Consider the following 17,609-nt stretch of genomic DNA (forward strand, 5'->3'; position numbering starts at 1 on the left):
CAACGGCGAGGGCGGCAATGCCGAGGTCGAGGCCCGCGTCGCAGGCGAGGTCAAGGCGCTGTGCGCAAGGTTCCCCCTCTACGACGGGATGTGAGGAACAGGGGCGCGCCGGGAAAACCAGAAGCCACAAGCCATGCGTCCCGCGGCAGCCTGCCGCGGGATTTTTCCGCCTGAAATGATTTTCATCCTTGGCGCCGATCCCGCCAGATCGGCGGCAGACGTGACTGATACGGCAGGACTCTTTCCCGAAGCCGGCGCTGCCCGAGGTGTCTCCATCAGGCTCCGGGAACGTCATCCCCTGCCATGGCGGCTTGACCATGCCTGCCGGAAACGGGAAGCAGGTCAGGGCATACATAGCGACTTGGGTGCGAGGGAGATGACGATGGCCAAGGTGCGAGCGATCTCCAACGCGCCCAATGCACCACTCAGCCAGGACCCTCACCGGGTCAGCACCCCTCGCGAAAGGGATCTTCAGGTGGCGATCGGGCGCGAGGTCCGCAGCATCCGCCGCCAACATTCGATGACGGTCGCCGACCTTGCCCGCAAGACCGGGCTTTCCGTGGGGATGCTGTCGAAGATCGAGAACGGCGTCACCTCGCCCTCGCTGATGACGCTGCAGACGCTCAGCCATGCGCTGTCCACGCCGGTGACGGCCTTCTTCCGCCTTTTCGAGGAACGCCGCGAGGCGCAGCATGTGAAGGCGGGGCAGCATGTCGAGATCGCCCGGCGTGGCACGCGGTCGGGGCACCAGTACAACCTGCTGGGGCACCTGGGGCCGAACCAGTCGGGCGTGGTGGTGGAGCCCTATCTCATCACGCTGACCACGACCTCGGACGTGTTCCCGACCTTCCAGCATGACGGGCTGGAACTGATCTACATGCTGGAAGGCGAAATCGTCTATCGCCACGGCGACCAGACCTATCACCTTCGTCCCGGCGACAGCCTGTTCTTCGACGCCGACGCGCAGCACGGGCCGGAAGCGCATATCGCCCTTCCGGCCCGTTTCCTGTCGGTGATCTGCTATCCGCAGGGCTAGGCGGGCACGGCCTCCGGCTCGTCCTCGGGCCACCAGCCCAGCGATGTCGGCGCACCGTCGTCATGCCGGGAAAGCCACTCGACCAGAAGCGCGCGGTTGCGTGCGAAGCCCTTGTATTCCGCGAGTTCGTCCGGCAGTCCCTTGAGGACGCGGTGCAGACGGCGGCCCCATTTCGGCACCGTCACCAGATCCTGGAAGCTGATCAGGTAGCAGCGGATGCCGAAGGCGATCGCGTTGGACCGCGGCAGGCGATACAGGGTCTGCAGCTCGACCCGCAGATGCTGGCGCGCGCCGACGGTGTCGGGGGTCAGCGTGGCCTTGCCCGGTCCCCATTTGGGATAGTTCTCCGGGCTGGTGTCCAGCAGCGGATCGACCGTCATGGTCCAGTTGAAGCGACGGACAGGCGCGCCGTGCTGCAGCTTCAAAAGGAACTTCAACGCGCGGTCAAAGATGCCCATGCCGCCCGCCAAGGGCACCGGGGCGTGCCATTCGTGAAAGCTCATCCCGATGTCGAAGTCCAGCGACCAGTCGGCCTGGGTCGTGACCATGCCGGCCTCGATCCACAGGTTCTCGTCGCGCTGGTCCTGCAGGGTGAAGTCGCCCTGCGTCTGGCGGGTGATGTATTCCATCGGCCCGCAGGGCAGCGTCGTTTCATCCAGGAAGGTGAAGGTGTCATCGACGCCCAGCGGCCGGTTGATCCAGCGCCAGCGGTCGCCGTCCTTGTGCAGTTCGAACAGGTCCGGGTAGTCGCGGGCCTTGGATTCCATGATGAGTTCCAGCAGGTCCCATCCGGCCAGCGTCATGTGCGGCAGCGACTGGCAGCGCAGCGGGTCATCCGCCAGCACCTGCGCGCGGTCCCGCATTTCAGAGATGTAATGCTCGTCCACGTCAAAGGTATGCTCGAAGATCGAGCCCTTGCGGCCGGGCACATGCGGCTCGATGTTCACCGAATACATGTAGTCGTCTTCGGGGAACGGAAAGGGAAAGCGCCTGATTCCCTCCGGCGAGTTGCGGAAGGTATAGTCGTTGCGGAAGGTGACGTCGCTGAACTGAATTCCCATTCTCTCCTCCTAGAGATCCAGGACCAGCCTGCTGCCGGTGAAGCGCGACACGCAGGGCATGATCTTCTTCTGCGAGGCGCGCTGTTCGGGCGTCAGCCAATGGTCATTGTGCTCGATGTCGCCCTCGCAATCGAGGACATTGCATTCGCATTGTCCGCAGGCGCCGCCGCGGCAGAGATAGGGCGGATCGACGCCCGCGGCCTCGATGGCTTCCAGCAGCGACTGGACGGCGGCGACCTCGACGGTGATCCCCGTCCGCGCCAGTTCGACCGAGAAGGGCTTGCCCACCGGCGGGGCCAGGAACTCCTCGGAATGGATCGCTCCCCTCGGCCAGCCGGCCTGGGCGGCAAGCTCACGGACGGCGTTGATCATGCCCTTCGGGCCGCAGACATAGACATGCGTCCCCAATGGCTGGCTGCGCAAAAGGCGCGGCAGGTCGATGCGGATGTTCTCGTCGTCGTAGTAAAGATGAACGCGGTTGTCGTAGCTGCGCTTCAGTTCATCCCCCAACTGGCCGAGCGAGCGGCTTTGCACCCCGTAATGCAGTTCGAAATTGGCGTTCCGTCGATCCATCTGCGCCATATGGGCGATGAAGGGAGTGATGCCGATGCCGCCCGCGATCAGCAGGTGCTTGCGCGCCCGCGCATCCTCGGGGAACAGGTTGACCGGGTAGCTGATCGTCATCTCCATGCCGGGCGTGACATGGTTGTGCATGTAAAGCGACCCGCCCCGGCCGAAGTCATCGCGCCGGACCGAGATGGAATAGCCCTTGGTGTCCGAAGGATCGCTCATCAGCGAATAAGGGTTCAGGCGGCGTGTGCCGTTGTCGTTCATCTCGACGACGACATGGCTGCCGCCGGAAAAGGGCGGCACCGGGCTTCCGTCCACCGGCTCGAAGCGGAAGGTCTTGATCAGGGCGTTGACCGGGATCACGTCTGCCACGCGGGCCTGGATATGGGGGCCTCCGCTGCTCATGGAAACTTCTCCACCATTTCCGGCACCTGGCCGGGGTCCTCGGCGTCTATGTTGACCCCTTGGAAGGCCGCGATCCGGCGCGAATAATGGTCGCGCACGTAAAGATGCAACCCGCAGTGGCTGCAGACCATCGGATCGGTCGTGACGTTCTCGGTGATGCCCTTGCAATGGACGCATTGGACACGGCGGGCCAGCGAGCCCCGATGCTCGGTATGCACCCCGTCATGGGGATAGCCCACCTTCATCGCCTCGCTCTGGACCACGCCGATCAATGTCTCGGTCCCCGCAAGGTAGATCTGCAGGCCCATGTGGGCGTCGCCCAGTGCCTTGCGGATGCGCGGCATCGCCGCTGCCAGCGAGGGGCCGTGGTAGAACCGCGCGGCCCCCAGTGCGGCAAGCCGGTCGCCCATGTCGGTACCGTTGGCGGCCCTGACATAGATGACATGGGCGGTCGGGCGCAGGTCGATCCCCTGCCCGTCCGCCTTGGCGAAGAGGTCGAGCAGCGCACCGCCCCCCTCGCCATCCGCCACCATCAGATGCTCGCTTCCGGGATGGGGTTCGAGCAGCCCATAGACCGGGCGGGTCGTGATCGAGGGAGGGAATGCGGTGTTCATCATCATGGGATCACCCTGCGTCAGCCCTTGGCGGTGCGCCGCTTCTTCTCGACATCGTAGAAGGGCATTGAATGGGTCGTCGCGGACACGTCGCCATTGGCGGTCCTGACGGTCACGGTCTTGCCATCCGTGGCGTAATCGACCGGAAGGCGGGCGATCGCGACGGTGTAGTCGTTCACCGGCGAGGCCAGCCCCTGCGTCACCACCCCGATCCTGCGGCCGCCGTCATGGACCTCGGCGCCATTGTCGGGCTGGCTGTCGCCGTCGAGCTTGAGGCCCCAGATCTTGAACCGCTCCTTGCCCTTCAGGCGGGCGTGCTCCTCGGCGCCGCGGAAGCCGGTGAAGTTCGGCGAGACGGTGAAGTCGAGACCCAGTTCCCACAACGTATCGCCGGTGGAATCGTCGTCGAAGGGGAAGGTTTCCGAGTTGTCGCCCGGATAGAACAGCAGATAGCTTTCCGTCCGCAGCAGGTCGAGCGTTCCGAACTGCACGGGAACGATTCCCATCTCGCGGCCTTCTTCCAGAATGCGGTCCCAGATTTCCGGCGCGTCCTCGCCCTTGCAGAAGATCTCGTAGCCGCGTTCCCCGGTATAGCCGGTGCGCGAGATCATCACCGGCTTGCCGAACAGCGAGGTCTGGATATGGCCGAAATAGGCGAGGTTGCGGATGCCCGCGACGTGCTTTTCCAGGAAGTCCACGGCAAGCGGACCCTGCAGCGACAGGTCGTGCATGTTGTCGTCGAACAGGACCGCGACGTTCCGGCCCGCGCCCGCGGTGGTCAGTTGCTCGGTCCCGAGGCCGGTGCCGTGGACCACGAGGTAGTTGTTCGGACCCTGCCGGTAGATCACGCAGTCGTCGATGAACTTGCCGGCGTCGTTCAGCATGCAGGCATAGACCGCCCGGCCCGGCATCAGCTTGGCCATGTTGCGGGTGGTGGCGCGCTCGATCACCTGGGTCGCGGCGGGGCCGGTGACATGGACCTTCTTCAGGCCCGAGACATCCATCAGCCCCGCCTTGGTGCGGATGGCCGTGTAGTCGTCGATCATCGGCTTGTCATAGGTCCAGGCGGTGGGCATCCCGTTCCAGTCCTCGAGATTCGAGCCGAGGGCGCGGTGACGGTCAGCCAGGGTCGAGATACGCCAGGAATTGGTCATCGGTTTTCTTCTCCGTGAAGTTGTTGGTCGATTGTTGCGTGGCAAGTTCCCGGAAATCAACTTCTATGTGAAAAAATATTACTGACAGGCAATTTTCGGCAAGGCTGAAAACGGCACCGGCAAGACGCGCCTGCCGGGGCCGGGTCTGTCCGCCTATCCGGGAAGGACGAAGAACCAGTTCGCCCACAGCACCACGGCAACCCCGCCCGCCAGTGCCAGATAGGGCAGGATTCCGGCCCTGCGCTCGCCCAGCTTGCCGTCATTGGACAGCCCGAGGTCATCCAGCGCGGACTGCGGGAAGATGCCTCGGTCGACGACATAATGCCGCCAGGCGAAGACCGGGATGATCAGGGCGGAAAAGATCAGACCGGCCCAGAGCGCGTTGGAATAGCCCCAGACCTTGGCACCCGCCCCGAGGAACATGGCGTTGACGAAGGCCAGCACGGTGTTCAGCCCGATCAGCCAGGTCGGTGCCTTCCACGGCCGCGGCAGGTGAGGCGAATCGATCCGGTGGATCCAGCCCGCGTTGAGGTTGAGGAAGTTGAACAGCAGATATCCGACATTCGAGATCGCGAGAACGTAGAAGTATCCGCCCGCGTCCGATGCCAGAGCCAGCAGGAACAGGTTGAAGACGATGTTCGTCGCCATTGCGCCCACGGGCGCGCCGTTCCGGTTCACCCGGCTCAGATAGACCGGCAGCCAGCCGTCCAGCGACCCCTGGTAGAGCGTCCGCGCCGATCCTGCCATCGAGGTCATGATCGCCAGCATCACCGCCAGGATCATCAGGATCACGAACAGTTGGACCCAAAGCTGGCTGCCGCCGACCAGCCGCGCCAGCGCCTCGCCGATGCCGGTGCCGTCCACGATCCCAGGCGCCAGCATTGCCTCATGGCCATAGACGCCCTGGAAGGTAAAGGGAATCAGCATGAAGAAGAGGATGCAGAGAAGACCCGAGTAGAAGATCGCCTTGAAGGTGTCGGTCTGCGGATTGCGAAGCTCGCGGGTGTAGCAGACGGCTGTCTCGAAGGCGTAGGTGGACCAGGCGGCGATATACATGCCGCCCAGGAAAAGCGTCCATCCGCCCACACCCCAACTGCCATCCTCGGCCGAATACGCGGCCGCGGGCGGGACGATGTCGGTCACGTTCGACCAGTTGATCGAGCCGGTCAGGATCGGGATGATGCCCACAGCCAGCAGCGGGATCAACACGATCAGCGCCAGGATCTTCTGGGCCGAGGCGGTCGAGGCGATGCCCCGCCACTGGATCAGGAAGATCACCAGCATGATCAGCGCGCCGATCACGAAGGTGGCGTTGAAATGCAGCGTGCCGAGGCCGGGGATCTGCAGGGCCGCCGCTTCCCAGACGCGGAAGGCGGGGGTCAGCGCCTCGATGGCATTGGCCGACAGGATGGCGTCGATGCCTTCCTGCGCGCTGCGCCCGGCATTGGCCCCCAGCCACTCGATCACGCGGGGGTCCGAGGCGGTAAGGCTGCCGATATTGGCCTGCATCCAGTCCAGCACCGGGGCGCTGCCCGCCACGGGGATCGGGAACAGGGCGTTCAGGATATAGCCCGCCGCGATGGCGCAACCGAGCGACAGCACGGGACTCCAAGCGAACCAGTTGCACCAGACGGACAGGGGCGCGACCAGCTTGGAATAGCGCAGCCAGGCCGTCGCGCCATAGACCGAGGTGCCCCCGGACTTGTTGCCGAACAGCCCCGCCATCTCGGCATAGGTGAAGGACTGCAGGAAGCCCATCGTCATCGAGACGATCCAGACGAGGAAGGCCGCCTTGCCGGCGACCCCGGCGATGCCCCCGATACTGAACAGGACCAGGGGCGGGACGCCGGTGGCGACCCAGAAGGCCCCTTTCCAGGTCAGCGTCCGCTGCAGCTCGTTCGGATGCGAGCTGCCCAGCGCCTCTCGTTCCGTGCTGATTAATGTCATCGGCTGTGGTCTCCATCAGGTGACGCGGGGTGCTGGCCTGCTTCGCGGTCGGTCAGATCGGGACAGGTGTGATCGGCAGCCGCCGACAGGGGGCTGCGCGGGACGCGTCAGGGGTTTCTTGCCGTCGCGGGGTCCGTGGCCCGGATGCGCGGGACTCGGAAAGCGCCAGTCATGGCGATGGTGCGGGCGGGCGGCCCGTCCGGGAACCGACCGGCCATGTCGGGCCGGAAGGGATCGTTCCGCGTCCGTCAGGCAGCGGGCGCAGGCGGGTTGCCCCGAGGGATGGGGCTGGTCGCGCCGGGAATGACGCGGCGCAATCAATTGGGTTGGGTAGCCGCGAAGCGGTGGCCGAGAGCCTTGGAGACGTCCGTGCGGGCCGAAGATCCAGCCTTCCGTTCCTCGTCCCGACCGCGATCCCGCATCCCGTGGCAGGCAACTTATTTACCCGAAGGGAATATGGAGGTGCGACAATCTGTCAAGAAAGTTTTTTGCGCTGACCGGCAAAGCTTTCGTTGACCAGCGCCTTGACGTTACCTCAAAGTGAAAAAAGTTTCATTCCGGTAAGGCACATCGTTGCCCTGCCGCCCCCTCCCGCAAAGAGGATATCCATCATGTGCGGAATTGTCGGATTGTTCCTGAAGGACCCCGGGCTTGAACCACGGCTCGGCGAGATGCTGACCGACATGCTGATCACCATGACCGACCGCGGCCCCGACAGCGCGGGAATCGCGATCTACGGCCGCGGCGAGCCGGGCCGGGCCAAGCTGACCATCCAGTCCGCCGATCCCGCGCAGGATTTCGCCGGGCTGGCCGAGGCGGTGGGTCAGGCGATCGGTGCCGAGGCGCGGGCCGAGGTCAAGGACACCCATGTCGTGCTGACCGTCCCTGCCGACAAGCTGCAGGAGGCGCGCGAGGCCGTGCAGGCGATCCGCCCCGGCGTCACCGTGATGAGCGCGGGCGAAGAGATCGAGATCTTCAAGGAAACCGGGCTTCCCAAGGACGTGGCCGCCCGCTTCGGGGTCGACCGGATGGCGGGCACCCATGGCATCGGCCATACCCGCATGGCGACCGAATCGGCCGTCACCACAGCCGGGGCGCATCCCTTTTCGACCGGGTCCGACCAGTGCCTGGTCCACAACGGCTCGCTGTCGAACCACAACTCGGTCCGCCGCCGCCTCAAGGTCGCCGGCATGAGTTTCCAGACCGAGAACGACACCGAGGTCGCCGCCGCCTTCCTGACCCACAGGATGCACGAGGGCGCCTCGCTTGAGCAGGCGATGGAGGCGACGCTGACCGATCTCGACGGCTTCTTCACCTTTGTCGTCGGCACGAAGGACGGCTTCGGGGTGATTCGCGACCCGATCGCCTGCAAGCCCGCCGTGATGGCCGAAACCGACCAGTATGTGGCCTTCGGGTCCGAATATCGCGCGCTCGTCAACCTGCCGGGGATCGAGAATGCCCGCGTCTGGGAGCCGGAGCCCGCGACCGCCTATTTCTGGGAGCGCTGAAGGAATGAACAATTTCGATTTCGACACCCGCGGGCTGCGCGCCGAGGCCGTGCCGCAGAACAGCATCGAGACCGGCACGCAGGTCTTCGACCTCGAAGCCCGGGGCCTGCGGGCGCTGAACGGCACGCTGCACGCCCTGCCGCCGGACACCAACGAGACAAGCTGGGAAATCGTGAATCCCCGGGGCAGCCACGCCATTGCGGTCGGCGTGAACGCGCCCCTGGACATCACCGTGCGCGGATCGACCGGGTATTACTGCGCCGGGATGAACAAGCTGGCCAGCATCCGCGTCCATGGCTCGGCCGGGCCGGGCGTGGCCGAGAACATGATGTCGGGCACCGTCATCGTCGAGGGCGACGCCAGCCAGTATGCCGGCGCCACCGGGCGCGGCGGGCTGCTGGTCATCAAGGGCAATGCCTCGTCGCGCTGCGGCATCTCGATGAAGGGCATCGACATCGTCGTGCATGGCAACATCGGCCACATGTCGGCCTTCATGGCGCAGTCGGGCAACCTCGTGGTCCTGGGGGACGCGGGCGACGCGCTGGGTGATTCGCTCTACGAGGCGCGGCTGTTCGTCCGCGGCCGCGTGAAAAGCCTGGGCGCCGACTGCATCGAGAAGGAGATGCGGCCCGAGCATCTGGAGGCGCTGGAGGATCTGCTGCGCCGGGGCGAGGCCGACGCCAAGGCCCGGCCGGAACAGTTCCGCCGATATGGCTCGGCCCGCCAGCTTTACAACTTCAACATCGACAACGCATCCGCCTATTGAAGGTCCGGCCATGAACGAGCTTCCGCACACGCCCCCGAAGTATTCCTGGACCTTTTCGCCCGAGGTCAACGCCGACATCCGGCGGGCCGCAGCCTCCGGCATCTACGACATCCGCGGCGGCGGGTCCAAGCGGCGCTTGCCGCATTTCGACGACCTGCTGTTCCTTGGCGCCTCGATCAGCCGCTATCCGCTGGAAGGCTATCGCGAGCGTTGCGCGACCGATGTCTGGCTGGGCACCCGCCACGCCAAGAAGCCGATCCATCTCGACATTCCCGTGACCATCGCGGGGATGAGCTTCGGCGCCCTGTCCGGCCCCGCCAAGGAGGCGCTGGGCCGCGGCGCCTCGGCCGCCGGCACCTCGACCACCACCGGCGACGGCGGCATGACCGAGGAGGAGCGCGGCCATTCGAAGACGCTGGTCTATCAATACCTGCCCTCGCGCTATGGCATGAACCCCGACGACCTGCGCCGGGCCGACGCCATCGAGGTGGTCGTGGGCCAGGGCGCCAAGCCGGGCGGCGGCGGGATGCTGCTGGGCCAGAAGATCTCGGACCGGGTGGCGATGATGCGCAACCTGCCGAAAGGGATCGACCAGCGCTCGGCCTGCCGGCACCCCGACTGGACCGGGCCGGATGACCTTGAGATCAAGATCCTGGAACTGCGCGAGATCACCGATTGGGAAAAGCCGATCTACATCAAGATCGGCGGCGCGCGGCCTTATTACGACACGGCCCTGGCGGTGAAGGCGGGCGCGGATGTCGTCGTCCTGGACGGGATGCAGGGCGGGACGGCCGCCACGCAGGACATCTTCATCGAGCATGTGGGCATGCCCATCCTCGCCTGCATCCCGCAGGCGGTGAAGGCGCTGCAGGACCTGGGGATGCACCGGCAGGTGCAGTTGATCGTCTCGGGCGGCATCCGCAACGGCGCGGACGTGGCCAAGGCCATGGCGCTCGGGGCCGATGCGGTGGCGATCGGCACGGCGGCGCTGATCGCGCTGGGCGACAACGACCCCGCGCTGGAGGAGGAATACCGCAAGCTCGGCACCACCGCCGGCGCCTATGACGACTGGCACGAGGGCCGCGACCCTGCCGGCATCACCACCCAGGACCCCGAGCTTTTCGGCCGATTCGATCCGGTCCTCGGCGGGCGGCGATTGACGAACTACCTCAAGGTGATGACGCTGGAGGCGCAGACCATCGCGCGTGCCTGCGGCAAGAATCATCTGCACAATCTCGAACCCGAGGATCTGTGTGCCCTGACGGTGGAAGCCGCAGCCATGGCGGGGGTTCCTGTCGCCGGAACAAGCTGGATCCCGGGGAGGACCGGCTACTGAGAACGCCAACAACAAGCGGGAACGGGGAGGTTAGCGCGAAGATGGCGAAGGACGAGGTTACAACGAAGACAAGGGATCTGGCCGCCTATGCCAAGGCAATCGGCGTCAAGTATTTCATGATTTCCTTCACCGACCTTTACGGCAGCCAGCGGGCCAAGCTGGTGCCGACAGAGGTCATCACCGAGATGGTCCGGGACGGGGCCGGCTTTGCCGGTTTCGCTACCTGGCTGGATCTCACCGCCGCCCACCCGGACATGATGGGCGTCCCCGATCCCGAGGCCGTCATCCAGCTTCCCTGGAAGCCCGAGGTGGCATGGGTTCCGGCCAATTGCGTGATGGAGGGAAAGCCGCTCGAACAGGCGCCACGCAACGTCCTGCGCCGCCTCATCGACGAGGCCGCGAAGGACGGCTTGCGGGTCAAGACAGGCGTCGAGCCGGAGTTCTTCCTGCTGACCCCGGCGGGCGACCAGATCGCCGACATCTACGACACCGCGGAAAAACCCTGCTACGATCAGCAGGCGATCATGCGGCACTATGACGTGATCGCCGAGATCGGCGAATACATGATGCAGATGGGATGGGAGCCGTATCAGGCCGACCACGAGGACGCCATCGGCCAGTTCGAGCTGAACTGGAAATACGACGACGTGCTGCAGACCGCCGACAAGCTGTCCTTCTTCAAGTTCATGCTGAAGTCGGTGGCCGAAAAGCACGGGCTGCGCGCGACCTTCATGCCCAAGCCCTTCAAGGGCCTGACCGGGTCGGGGATGCACGCCCATATCTCGGTCTGGAACCTCGACGGGACCGACAATGCCTTCGCCGATCCCTCGCACGAACTGGGCCTCAGCGAGCAGGGCCATCACTTTCTGGGCGGGATCATGACCCACGCCTCGGCGCTGGCGGCGATCACCAACCCGACGGTCAACAGCTACAAGCGGATCAACGCGCCGCGCACGAGTTCGGGGGCGACCTGGGCGCCGAACACCATGACCTGGACCGGCAACAACCGCACCCACATGGTCCGCGTCCCCGGACCAGGGCGGTTCGAGCTGCGCCTGCCCGACGGCGCGGCAAACCCCTATCTGCTGCACGCGGTCATCCTGGCCGCCGGCATCGACGGCGTGCGCCGGAAACTGGACCCCGGACCCCGCTGCGACCTCGACATGTACACCCAAGGCCACACCGTCACCGACGCGCCGAAGCTGCCCTTGAACCTGCTGGACGCCCTGCGCGCCTATGAGGCCGACACGGTCCTGTGCGAGATGATGGGCTGCGGCTTCTCGAAGGCCTATGTGAAGATGAAGCACCGCGAATGGGACAGCTTCGTGTCCCATTTCTCGCGCTGGGAACGGGAGCACACCCTGGACGTCTGAGATGGAGGAAGGCGATGCCCTCGGTTTATGACGAGATCGGCGGCGCGACCGCCCTGCGGGCTCTGGTCGGGCGGTTCTACGACCTGGTCGAAACCGATCCGCGCGGCGCCGTGATGCTGGGCCAGCACCTGCGCGGCCACGGCATCGCCCATGTCCGCGAGGAACAGTTCGCCTTCCTGTCGGGCTTCCTGGGCGGCCCCCGCCTTTTCGCCGAGCGGCACGGCCACATGAACCTGCGCGAGTTGCACGACCACCTGCCGATCCGCCCGCAGGAGGCCGAGGACTGGCTGGCCCTGATGGATCAGGCCATCGCCGACAACGGCCTTGCCGGCGGCGCGATCGAGCGCGCCCGCCCCGCTCTGCGCCGGGCGGCGCTGATGCTGGTCAACCGGGAGGCCGATGCCGGGACCGAGCTTGAGGCAGCGCAGGCTTCGGACCGGTAGAAGGACCGCTGCAACTGCGGGCCGCGCCATGCCGGCGGCATGGAAGGTGCGGGTTTTGTCGTGATGGCTCGACCTGCGGTTCGGGTTTCCCGGGACCCCCGGTTCGGACTGCCGCGCAGAACAGGCGCATCAGGCGGCGGGTTCCAGCGGCTGGTTCATCCATACGGCACCCACCCTCCGGCGCTGCAGGAGATGATGGAATCGCATATGGCCGATCCGCTGCTGGCCGAGCGGTCAGCCCATCAAGCCAAGGTCATCGCCCGGCAGTTGCGGCGCCTGTTCCATCGGCGGCCCAAGCGTTCGGTCCAGCGGTTCTGGCTGCGCCTGCGGCTGGCCAGAACCGACGAACTGCTGCGCCGGACGCGGCTGGCCTTGGCCGGGGTGGCCGCGCCTTACGGCTTTGCCAAGGCGGCGCGTTTCGCCCTGTTATGCAAACCGGAAGCGCGAGACCCCGACGGACCGGTGCCGTCGGGGCTGGGGGCGGCTGATTTGCGGCCCTTCGGGCAGGGACCGGCCGCAGGCCATCATCGCGCCGGACAGGACCGGCGCGACGGCCCTGTTCGTCCTATTTCGCGCGGATGGCGAAAAGCTTGCGGACGGTTTCCTCGGTCTTCCAGATGCCATCGAAGCCGGCCTCGACCAAGAAGGTATCGCCGGCGACATAGGTTTTCGGCTCCTGGTCCTTGTCGGTCAGGACCGCCCTGCCCTCGAACATGTGGATCAGCTCATCAACCTCGTACTTGACGCGGTAGCTTCCGGGGGTCGCCTCCCAGTAGCCGGTCAGGTACTTGCCGTCGTCGGACTGCCGCTCGATCCAAGTCTTCATGGTCGGCGAGCCTTCGACCGGCTGCCACCAGTCCAGATCGGTGGTGATCGGCTCGACATTCGGTTTCTGGTAGCTGCCGAACTTGATGATGGCCATGGTGATGCTCCTTTTCTGCGTGTCATCCGGGTGCCGGACAGTCATGTGTCCGCCCGCGCCAGTATCGGCACGGGCGGACAGGGGTTGATCTGTCGGGGTGGTCAGCCCATGCGTTCGCTGGAATAGGAACTGGGCGAGGCCGGGAAGACCACCGTCTTGTTGCCGTTCAGGAAGACGCGGTGATGGGCATGGGCGTGGATGGCGCGGGCCAGCACCTGGCTTTCCACGTCGCGGCCGAGCGACACATAGTCCTCGGGCGACTGGGCGTGGGTCACGCGGATCGTGTCCTGCTCGATGATCGGGCCTTCGTCGAGATCGGCGGTGACGTAATGCGAGGTCGCCCCGATCAGCTTCACCCCCCGCTCATAGGCCTGCTTGTAGGGGTTCGCCCCCTTGAACGAGGGCAGGAAGGAATGGTGGATGTTGATGATCCGCCCCGACATCTTCCGGCACATCGCGTCCGACAGCACCTGCATGTAGCGCGCAAGCACGATCAGCTCGGCCCCGGTGTCCTCGACCACATCCATGATCCGGGCCTCGGCCTCGGGCTTGTTTTCCTTGGTCACCCGGATGCAGTGGAAGGGGATGTCATGGTTCACCACCACCTTCTGGTAGTCCATGTGGTTCGAGATCACCGCCACGATCTCGACCGGCAGCGCCCCGATCCGCCAGCGATAGAGCAGGTCGTTCAGGCAATGCCCGAAACGCGAGACCATCACCACGACCTTCATTTTCTGCGTCTGGTCGTGGAAGCTGTAGGTCATGCCAAAGCGGTCGGCGATTTCCCCGAAACCCTCGCCCAGCTTGTCCAGCGTCGTCTCCTTTTCCGAGGCGAAGCTGACGCGCATGAAGAACTTGCCCGTCTGCGGGTCGTCGAACTGCGAACTGTCGGTGATGTGGCAATCGGCCGCCGCCAGATAGCCGGAGATCGCCGCGACGATGCCCTTGGTGGAATCGCAAGTCACCGTCAGGCAGAATTTCGTCATCAAGGCGTCGGCGCCCTGCGTCTGCCGCGGCGCGGGGGCAGGCGTGGTCTTCACCGGCTTGACCCCGGCCTCCGGGGCAGGGCCGCGCAGGGCGCGGCCTTCCGCCACGATCTGATCCGCTTCCATGATGTCTTCTCCTTTCATGAGCCCATTCCCTCGGGTTCGGGCAGATTGTTGGCGCGGCAGCAGGCGGTGATGGTATTGGCCAGCAGGCAGGCGATGGTCATCGGCCCGACCCCGCCCGGAACCGGGGTGATCGCCCCGGCCACCTGCGCGGCGCTGGCATGATCCACGTCGCCGACAAGGCGGGTCGCGCCATCCTCCTCGATCCGGTTGATGCCGACGTCGATGACGGTGGCGCCGGGCCTGATCCAGTCGCCGGGGATCATGTTCGGCCGGCCCACCGCCGCCACGACGATGTCGGCACCCCGGCACAATTCAGCCAGGTTCCTCGTCCGGCTGTGGGCGATCGTCACCGTGCAGTTCTCGCGCAGCAGCAGTTGCGCCATCGGTTTGCCGACGATGTTGGACCGCCCCACGACGACCGCGTGAAGGCCCGACAGGTCGCCCAGCCGGTCCTTCAGCATCATCAGGCAACCCAAGGGCGTACAGGGCACCATGGCCTTCTGCCCGCTGCCAAGCAGCCCGACGCTGAGGACATGAAAGCCGTCCACGTCCTTGGCCGGGTCGATCGCGTTGATGACCGCGTCGCTGTCGAGATGGCCGGGCAGCGGAAGCTGCACCAGTATCCCATGCACGGCAGGATCGGCATTCAGCCGTGCGACTACCGCCATCAGCTCATCCTGCGAAATGCCGGCTGGCAGCTTGTGCTCGAAGCTTTCCATCCCGGCGGCGCGGGTCTGGATGCCCTTGTTGCGGACATAGACCTCCGAGGCCGGGTCCTCGCCGACCAGCACCACCGCCAGCCCCGGCACGATCCCGTGCTCTGCCTTCAGGGCAGCGACGTGATCCGCGACCCGCGCCCGCAGCCCCGCGGCAAAACTCTTTCCGTCGATGATCGAACCCATTTTCCTCCCCCTCAGACAGCAGGGACGCTTTTCCGGCCCGCGCCCCTCGGGGCGCGGATGGTTCCGTTGCCACCGCTGCCATATCAGGCGCGGGGGCGTTCCTTCTTGGGATCGTAATGCGGGAAGGCCGAAACCCGCGCCGCGATCCGCTTGAGATGGCCGTCGAGCCGTCCCACCTCGACCTCGGTCCCCGGCTCGGCATGGGCCACGTCCACCCGCGCCAGCGCGATCATCTGCCCGTCCCGCGGCACCCGCATGGCCGAGCAGATCTCGCCCACCTGCGCCCGGCCGATGCGGATGCAGTCGCCATGCCCGACGCGTTCCTGCCCGTCGATCATCAGGCCCACGAACTTGCGCGACGGATGCTCTTTGCGACGGACCAGCGCATCGCGCCCGACGAAATCGGCGGTCTTGGACTTGAGCGGCACGGTGAAGCCGATGCCCGCCTCGAAGGGGTCGGTCTGGTCGCTGAAGTCATAGCCCGCGAAGACCAGCCCCGCCTCGATCCGCACCAGGTCCAGCCCGGCCAGGCCCATGGGCCTGATGCCCAGGGGTTGGCCCGCTTCCCAGATCGCGTCGAACACGGCCTCGCCGTCGCGGGGGTGGCAGAAGACCTCGTAGCCGAGTTCGCCGGTATAGCCGGTGCGGGACACCACGACCGGCACGCCCTCGGGTCCGCCGATCCGGCCCACGGTGAAGCGGAACCAGCCAAGCTCCTCCAGCGAGGGCTGGTGCGGCGGGGTCCAGATGATCTGCGCCAGCAGCTCGCGCGATTTCGGGCCTTGGACGGCCAGGTTGTGCATCTGGTCGGTGGACGACCGGATCATCACGTTCAGCCCCAGCCGCGCGGCTTCCTCGCGCATCCAGGCGCCGCCCTCGTCGCTGCCGCCGATCCAGCGGAAGTTCTGGTCGCCCAGGCGGAACAGGGTGCCGTCGTCGATCATGCCGCCATGCGGATAGCACATCGCGGAATAGACGACCTGCCCATGGCCCAGCTTGCTGACATCGCGGGTCAGCACCCAGTTCAGCAGCCCCTCGGCATCGGGACCCGTCACCTCGAATTTGCGCAGCGGCGACAGGTCCATCACCACGACGCCCTCGCGGCAGGCCCAGTAGCTTTCCACCGGATCGCAGCCGGGGAAGCTGTTGGGCAGCCAGAAGCCGCGGTATTCGACGAAGTCGCGCGTCATGGCGGCGAATTTCTGGTGGAAAGCGGTTTCGCGCGTCATGATCGGTTCCGAGTCAGGGGTCGGACGCCAGGCGACGGCACGCTGGAAACGTTCGGTCGCGGCATAGGTCCGCAGGTGGATGTCGGTCAGGGTCCAGCCGTTCGCGGCGGTGGTGTCGTCGGGGCAGGCCGAGGACACGCAGACGATGTCGGTCAAGGCCCGCAGCATCACATAGTCGCCCGGCCGGGACCACGGCTCGTCGGCATACATGACCCCATGCGCGTCGATGCCGGTGTTGAAGAAGAAGTTGGCCGCCATCCAGCCGCGCCGCGCCGGCACCCCGTATTCCGCCAGCGCTGCGTTGAAGTTGTCGGTGCAGTTGGCGTGGCCCGGATAGCCGATGTCGTCATAGTATTTCGCCGCGCAGGCCATGGCGAAGGCGTCATGCCGCCCGCAGGTATCCTGCACGACCTCGATCAGCGGGGTCAGGTCATGGTCGTAGTATTTCGCGTGCAGCCCCGGCATCGGATAGGAATGCCCCATCAGCGTCCGCGTCGAGGTCACGTCCAGCGGGTTGAAGATGCCGCGATCCACCTTGCGGGCGTCGAAGCACTGGAAATCCGTGCATTGCCGGCCATCGACATCGATGATCTGCAGGTATTCGCCGGCCCGGAGCAGATAGGCCTCGGCCGTCGAGGACTTCACCCGCAGGTCAAGGACGGGGTCGGCCAGCGGATCGGCCAAGGCGAAGCTGCCCGCCTCGCGCGGTCTGGCCCGGTTCACCAGCAGGGTCAGGGGCGTGGCGGTGTCCTGCCGCTCGAAGTCCATCGCCCCGCCCGGCGCGGCCATCACCAGCCATCCCTCGGCCTGCGCGGTGAAATCCGCCCGGTCGCCTGCGGTGGAACGGTCGCCGAAAAGGCCGATGGCACGGGCCTTTCCGATGTCGATCCCGCGCGCGGCCATGCCCTTGCGAAGCCGGTCGAGACCTGGCTGGCCCGAGGCCAGCAGCGCCCGCAGCCCGTCCGCGGGCACATCGGCCGCGGCCCCCAGGATGCCCGCGTCAAGGCGGCCATCCCGGTGGGCGGCCAGCAGCTCGGCGCGCTGCCCGCCCTCGTCGTTCATGATCTCGATCCGGTCGCCGGCCAGGACCGGCACCATCACGGCGCCCGCCCCCGGAACCGAATAGCGTTCCTGCGCCGGGGCGAGGTTGTAGCTGGCGACCCGGCGCGAACGCGTCGCCTGCGGCGGACCGGGCCGAAGCAGCCGGTCATAGGGAAGGGACAGCATGTCA

General features: G+C 66.0%; 15 protein-coding genes. 6 read left to right on the forward strand and 9 right to left on the reverse strand.

What is annotated here, in order from left to right:
- The first annotated feature begins 382 nt into the window (after positions 1 to 382).
- Positions 383 to 1,036 carry a cupin domain-containing protein gene (locus H5395_RS00005; protein WP_182790483.1) on the forward strand — a complete coding sequence of 218 codons (654 nt, stop codon included), beginning with the start codon at positions 383 to 385 and terminating at the stop codon, positions 1,034 to 1,036.
- On the opposite strand, the gene H5395_RS00010 is transcribed toward H5395_RS00005, so the two are convergent.
- The 5 genes from H5395_RS00010 to H5395_RS00030 all read right to left on the reverse strand — a co-directional run bounded on the left by H5395_RS00010 (position 1,033) and on the right by H5395_RS00030 (position 6,787).
- The gene (locus H5395_RS00010) at positions 1,033 to 2,097 is read right to left on the reverse strand and encodes a DUF3445 domain-containing protein (protein ID WP_182790484.1); all 1,065 of its coding nucleotides are present in this window, start codon (positions 2,095 to 2,097) and stop codon (positions 1,033 to 1,035) included. The genes H5395_RS00005 and H5395_RS00010 overlap by 4 nt on opposite strands.
- Positions 2,098 to 2,106: 9 nt before the next feature.
- Positions 2,107 to 3,072, reverse strand: coding sequence for a PDR/VanB family oxidoreductase (locus H5395_RS00015; protein WP_182790485.1), 966 nt, complete (start codon positions 3,070 to 3,072; stop codon positions 2,107 to 2,109).
- The gene (locus H5395_RS00020; RefSeq protein WP_182790820.1) at positions 3,069 to 3,689 is read right to left on the reverse strand and encodes a dimethylamine monooxygenase subunit DmmA family protein; all 621 of its coding nucleotides are present in this window, start codon (positions 3,687 to 3,689) and stop codon (positions 3,069 to 3,071) included. Before H5395_RS00020 ends, H5395_RS00015 begins: the two co-directional genes overlap by 4 nt.
- Before the next feature lie 17 nt (positions 3,690 to 3,706).
- Positions 3,707 to 4,840 (reverse strand): aminomethyltransferase family protein, encoded by a 1,134-nt coding sequence (locus tag H5395_RS00025; RefSeq protein ID WP_182790486.1) that lies wholly within the window; start codon positions 4,838 to 4,840, stop codon positions 3,707 to 3,709.
- Between the two features lie 153 nt (positions 4,841 to 4,993).
- Positions 4,994 to 6,787, reverse strand: coding sequence for an APC family permease (locus tag H5395_RS00030; protein WP_182790487.1), 1,794 nt, complete (start codon positions 6,785 to 6,787; stop codon positions 4,994 to 4,996).
- Positions 6,788 to 7,398: 611 nt separating this feature from the next.
- Here H5395_RS00030 and H5395_RS00035 point away from each other — a divergent pair.
- The 5 genes from H5395_RS00035 to H5395_RS00055 are packed head-to-tail and all read left to right on the forward strand — an operon-like array spanning position 7,399 to position 12,213.
- On the forward strand, positions 7,399 to 8,295 hold the full coding sequence (locus H5395_RS00035; RefSeq protein ID WP_182790488.1) for a glutamine amidotransferase family protein: 897 nt from the start codon (positions 7,399 to 7,401) through the stop codon (positions 8,293 to 8,295).
- Positions 8,296 to 8,299: 4 nt separating this feature from the next.
- Positions 8,300 to 9,061 (forward strand): GXGXG domain-containing protein, encoded by a 762-nt coding sequence (locus H5395_RS00040; protein WP_182790489.1) that lies wholly within the window; start codon positions 8,300 to 8,302, stop codon positions 9,059 to 9,061.
- A 10-nt stretch (positions 9,062 to 9,071) separates the two neighbouring features.
- Positions 9,072 to 10,397 (forward strand): FMN-binding glutamate synthase family protein, encoded by a 1,326-nt coding sequence (locus H5395_RS00045; RefSeq protein WP_182790490.1) that lies wholly within the window; start codon positions 9,072 to 9,074, stop codon positions 10,395 to 10,397.
- Positions 10,398 to 10,438: 41 nt separating this feature from the next.
- The gene (gene glnT, locus H5395_RS00050; RefSeq protein WP_182790491.1) at positions 10,439 to 11,770 is read left to right on the forward strand and encodes a type III glutamate--ammonia ligase; all 1,332 of its coding nucleotides are present in this window, start codon (positions 10,439 to 10,441) and stop codon (positions 11,768 to 11,770) included.
- Positions 11,771 to 11,784: 14 nt separating this feature from the next.
- Positions 11,785 to 12,213: a cyanoglobin gene (locus H5395_RS00055; protein ID WP_182790492.1), complete on the forward strand. Its 429-nt coding sequence runs from the start codon at positions 11,785 to 11,787 to the stop codon at positions 12,211 to 12,213.
- Positions 12,214 to 12,778: 565 nt separating this feature from the next.
- Here H5395_RS00055 and H5395_RS00060 read toward each other — a convergent pair.
- The 4 genes from H5395_RS00060 to H5395_RS00075 form a co-directional block, all read right to left on the reverse strand.
- Positions 12,779 to 13,135 (reverse strand): cupin domain-containing protein, encoded by a 357-nt coding sequence (locus H5395_RS00060; RefSeq protein ID WP_182790493.1) that lies wholly within the window; start codon positions 13,133 to 13,135, stop codon positions 12,779 to 12,781.
- Positions 13,136 to 13,236: 101 nt separating this feature from the next.
- Positions 13,237 to 14,121: a formyltetrahydrofolate deformylase gene (gene purU / locus H5395_RS00065; protein WP_182790821.1), complete on the reverse strand. Its 885-nt coding sequence runs from the start codon at positions 14,119 to 14,121 to the stop codon at positions 13,237 to 13,239.
- 140 nt (positions 14,122 to 14,261) lie between these two features.
- Positions 14,262 to 15,149, reverse strand: a complete 888-nt coding sequence (gene folD, locus H5395_RS00070) for a bifunctional methylenetetrahydrofolate dehydrogenase/methenyltetrahydrofolate cyclohydrolase FolD (protein WP_182790494.1) — start codon at positions 15,147 to 15,149, stop codon at positions 14,262 to 14,264.
- Positions 15,150 to 15,232: 83 nt separating this feature from the next.
- A complete protein-coding gene (locus H5395_RS00075; RefSeq protein ID WP_182790495.1) occupies positions 15,233 to 17,605 on the reverse strand; it encodes a DUF1989 domain-containing protein in 2,373 nt (790 codons plus the stop codon).
- Between the last annotated feature and the right edge of the window lie 4 nt (positions 17,606 to 17,609).

The organism is Paracoccus sp. MC1854 (assembly GCF_014164635.1).
Lineage (GTDB): Bacteria > Pseudomonadota > Alphaproteobacteria > Rhodobacterales > Rhodobacteraceae > Paracoccus.

Excerpts from the sequence above, each read along its gene's own strand:
- H5395_RS00005 (WP_182790483.1), top strand. The coding sequence starts at position 383 with ATGGCCAAGGTGCGAGCGATCTCCAACGCGCCCAATGCACCACTCAGC.
- H5395_RS00010 (WP_182790484.1), bottom strand. The coding sequence starts at position 2,097 with ATGGGAATTCAGTTCAGCGACGTCACCTTCCGCAACGACTATACCTTC.
- H5395_RS00015 (WP_182790485.1), bottom strand. The coding sequence starts at position 3,072 with ATGAGCAGCGGAGGCCCCCATATCCAGGCCCGCGTGGCAGACGTGATC.
- H5395_RS00020 (WP_182790820.1), bottom strand. The coding sequence starts at position 3,689 with ATGATGAACACCGCATTCCCTCCCTCGATCACGACCCGCCCGGTCTAT.
- H5395_RS00025 (WP_182790486.1), bottom strand. The coding sequence starts at position 4,840 with ATGACCAATTCCTGGCGTATCTCGACCCTGGCTGACCGTCACCGCGCC.
- H5395_RS00030 (WP_182790487.1), bottom strand. The coding sequence starts at position 6,787 with ATGACATTAATCAGCACGGAACGAGAGGCGCTGGGCAGCTCGCATCCG.
- H5395_RS00035 (WP_182790488.1), top strand. The coding sequence starts at position 7,399 with ATGTGCGGAATTGTCGGATTGTTCCTGAAGGACCCCGGGCTTGAACCA.
- H5395_RS00040 (WP_182790489.1), top strand. The coding sequence starts at position 8,300 with ATGAACAATTTCGATTTCGACACCCGCGGGCTGCGCGCCGAGGCCGTG.
- H5395_RS00045 (WP_182790490.1), top strand. The coding sequence starts at position 9,072 with ATGAACGAGCTTCCGCACACGCCCCCGAAGTATTCCTGGACCTTTTCG.
- glnT (WP_182790491.1), top strand. The coding sequence starts at position 10,439 with ATGGCGAAGGACGAGGTTACAACGAAGACAAGGGATCTGGCCGCCTAT.
- H5395_RS00055 (WP_182790492.1), top strand. The coding sequence starts at position 11,785 with ATGCCCTCGGTTTATGACGAGATCGGCGGCGCGACCGCCCTGCGGGCT.
- H5395_RS00060 (WP_182790493.1), bottom strand. The coding sequence starts at position 13,135 with ATGGCCATCATCAAGTTCGGCAGCTACCAGAAACCGAATGTCGAGCCG.
- purU (WP_182790821.1), bottom strand. The coding sequence starts at position 14,121 with ATGACGAAATTCTGCCTGACGGTGACTTGCGATTCCACCAAGGGCATC.
- folD (WP_182790494.1), bottom strand. The coding sequence starts at position 15,149 with ATGGGTTCGATCATCGACGGAAAGAGTTTTGCCGCGGGGCTGCGGGCG.
- H5395_RS00075 (WP_182790495.1), bottom strand. The coding sequence starts at position 17,605 with ATGCTGTCCCTTCCCTATGACCGGCTGCTTCGGCCCGGTCCGCCGCAG.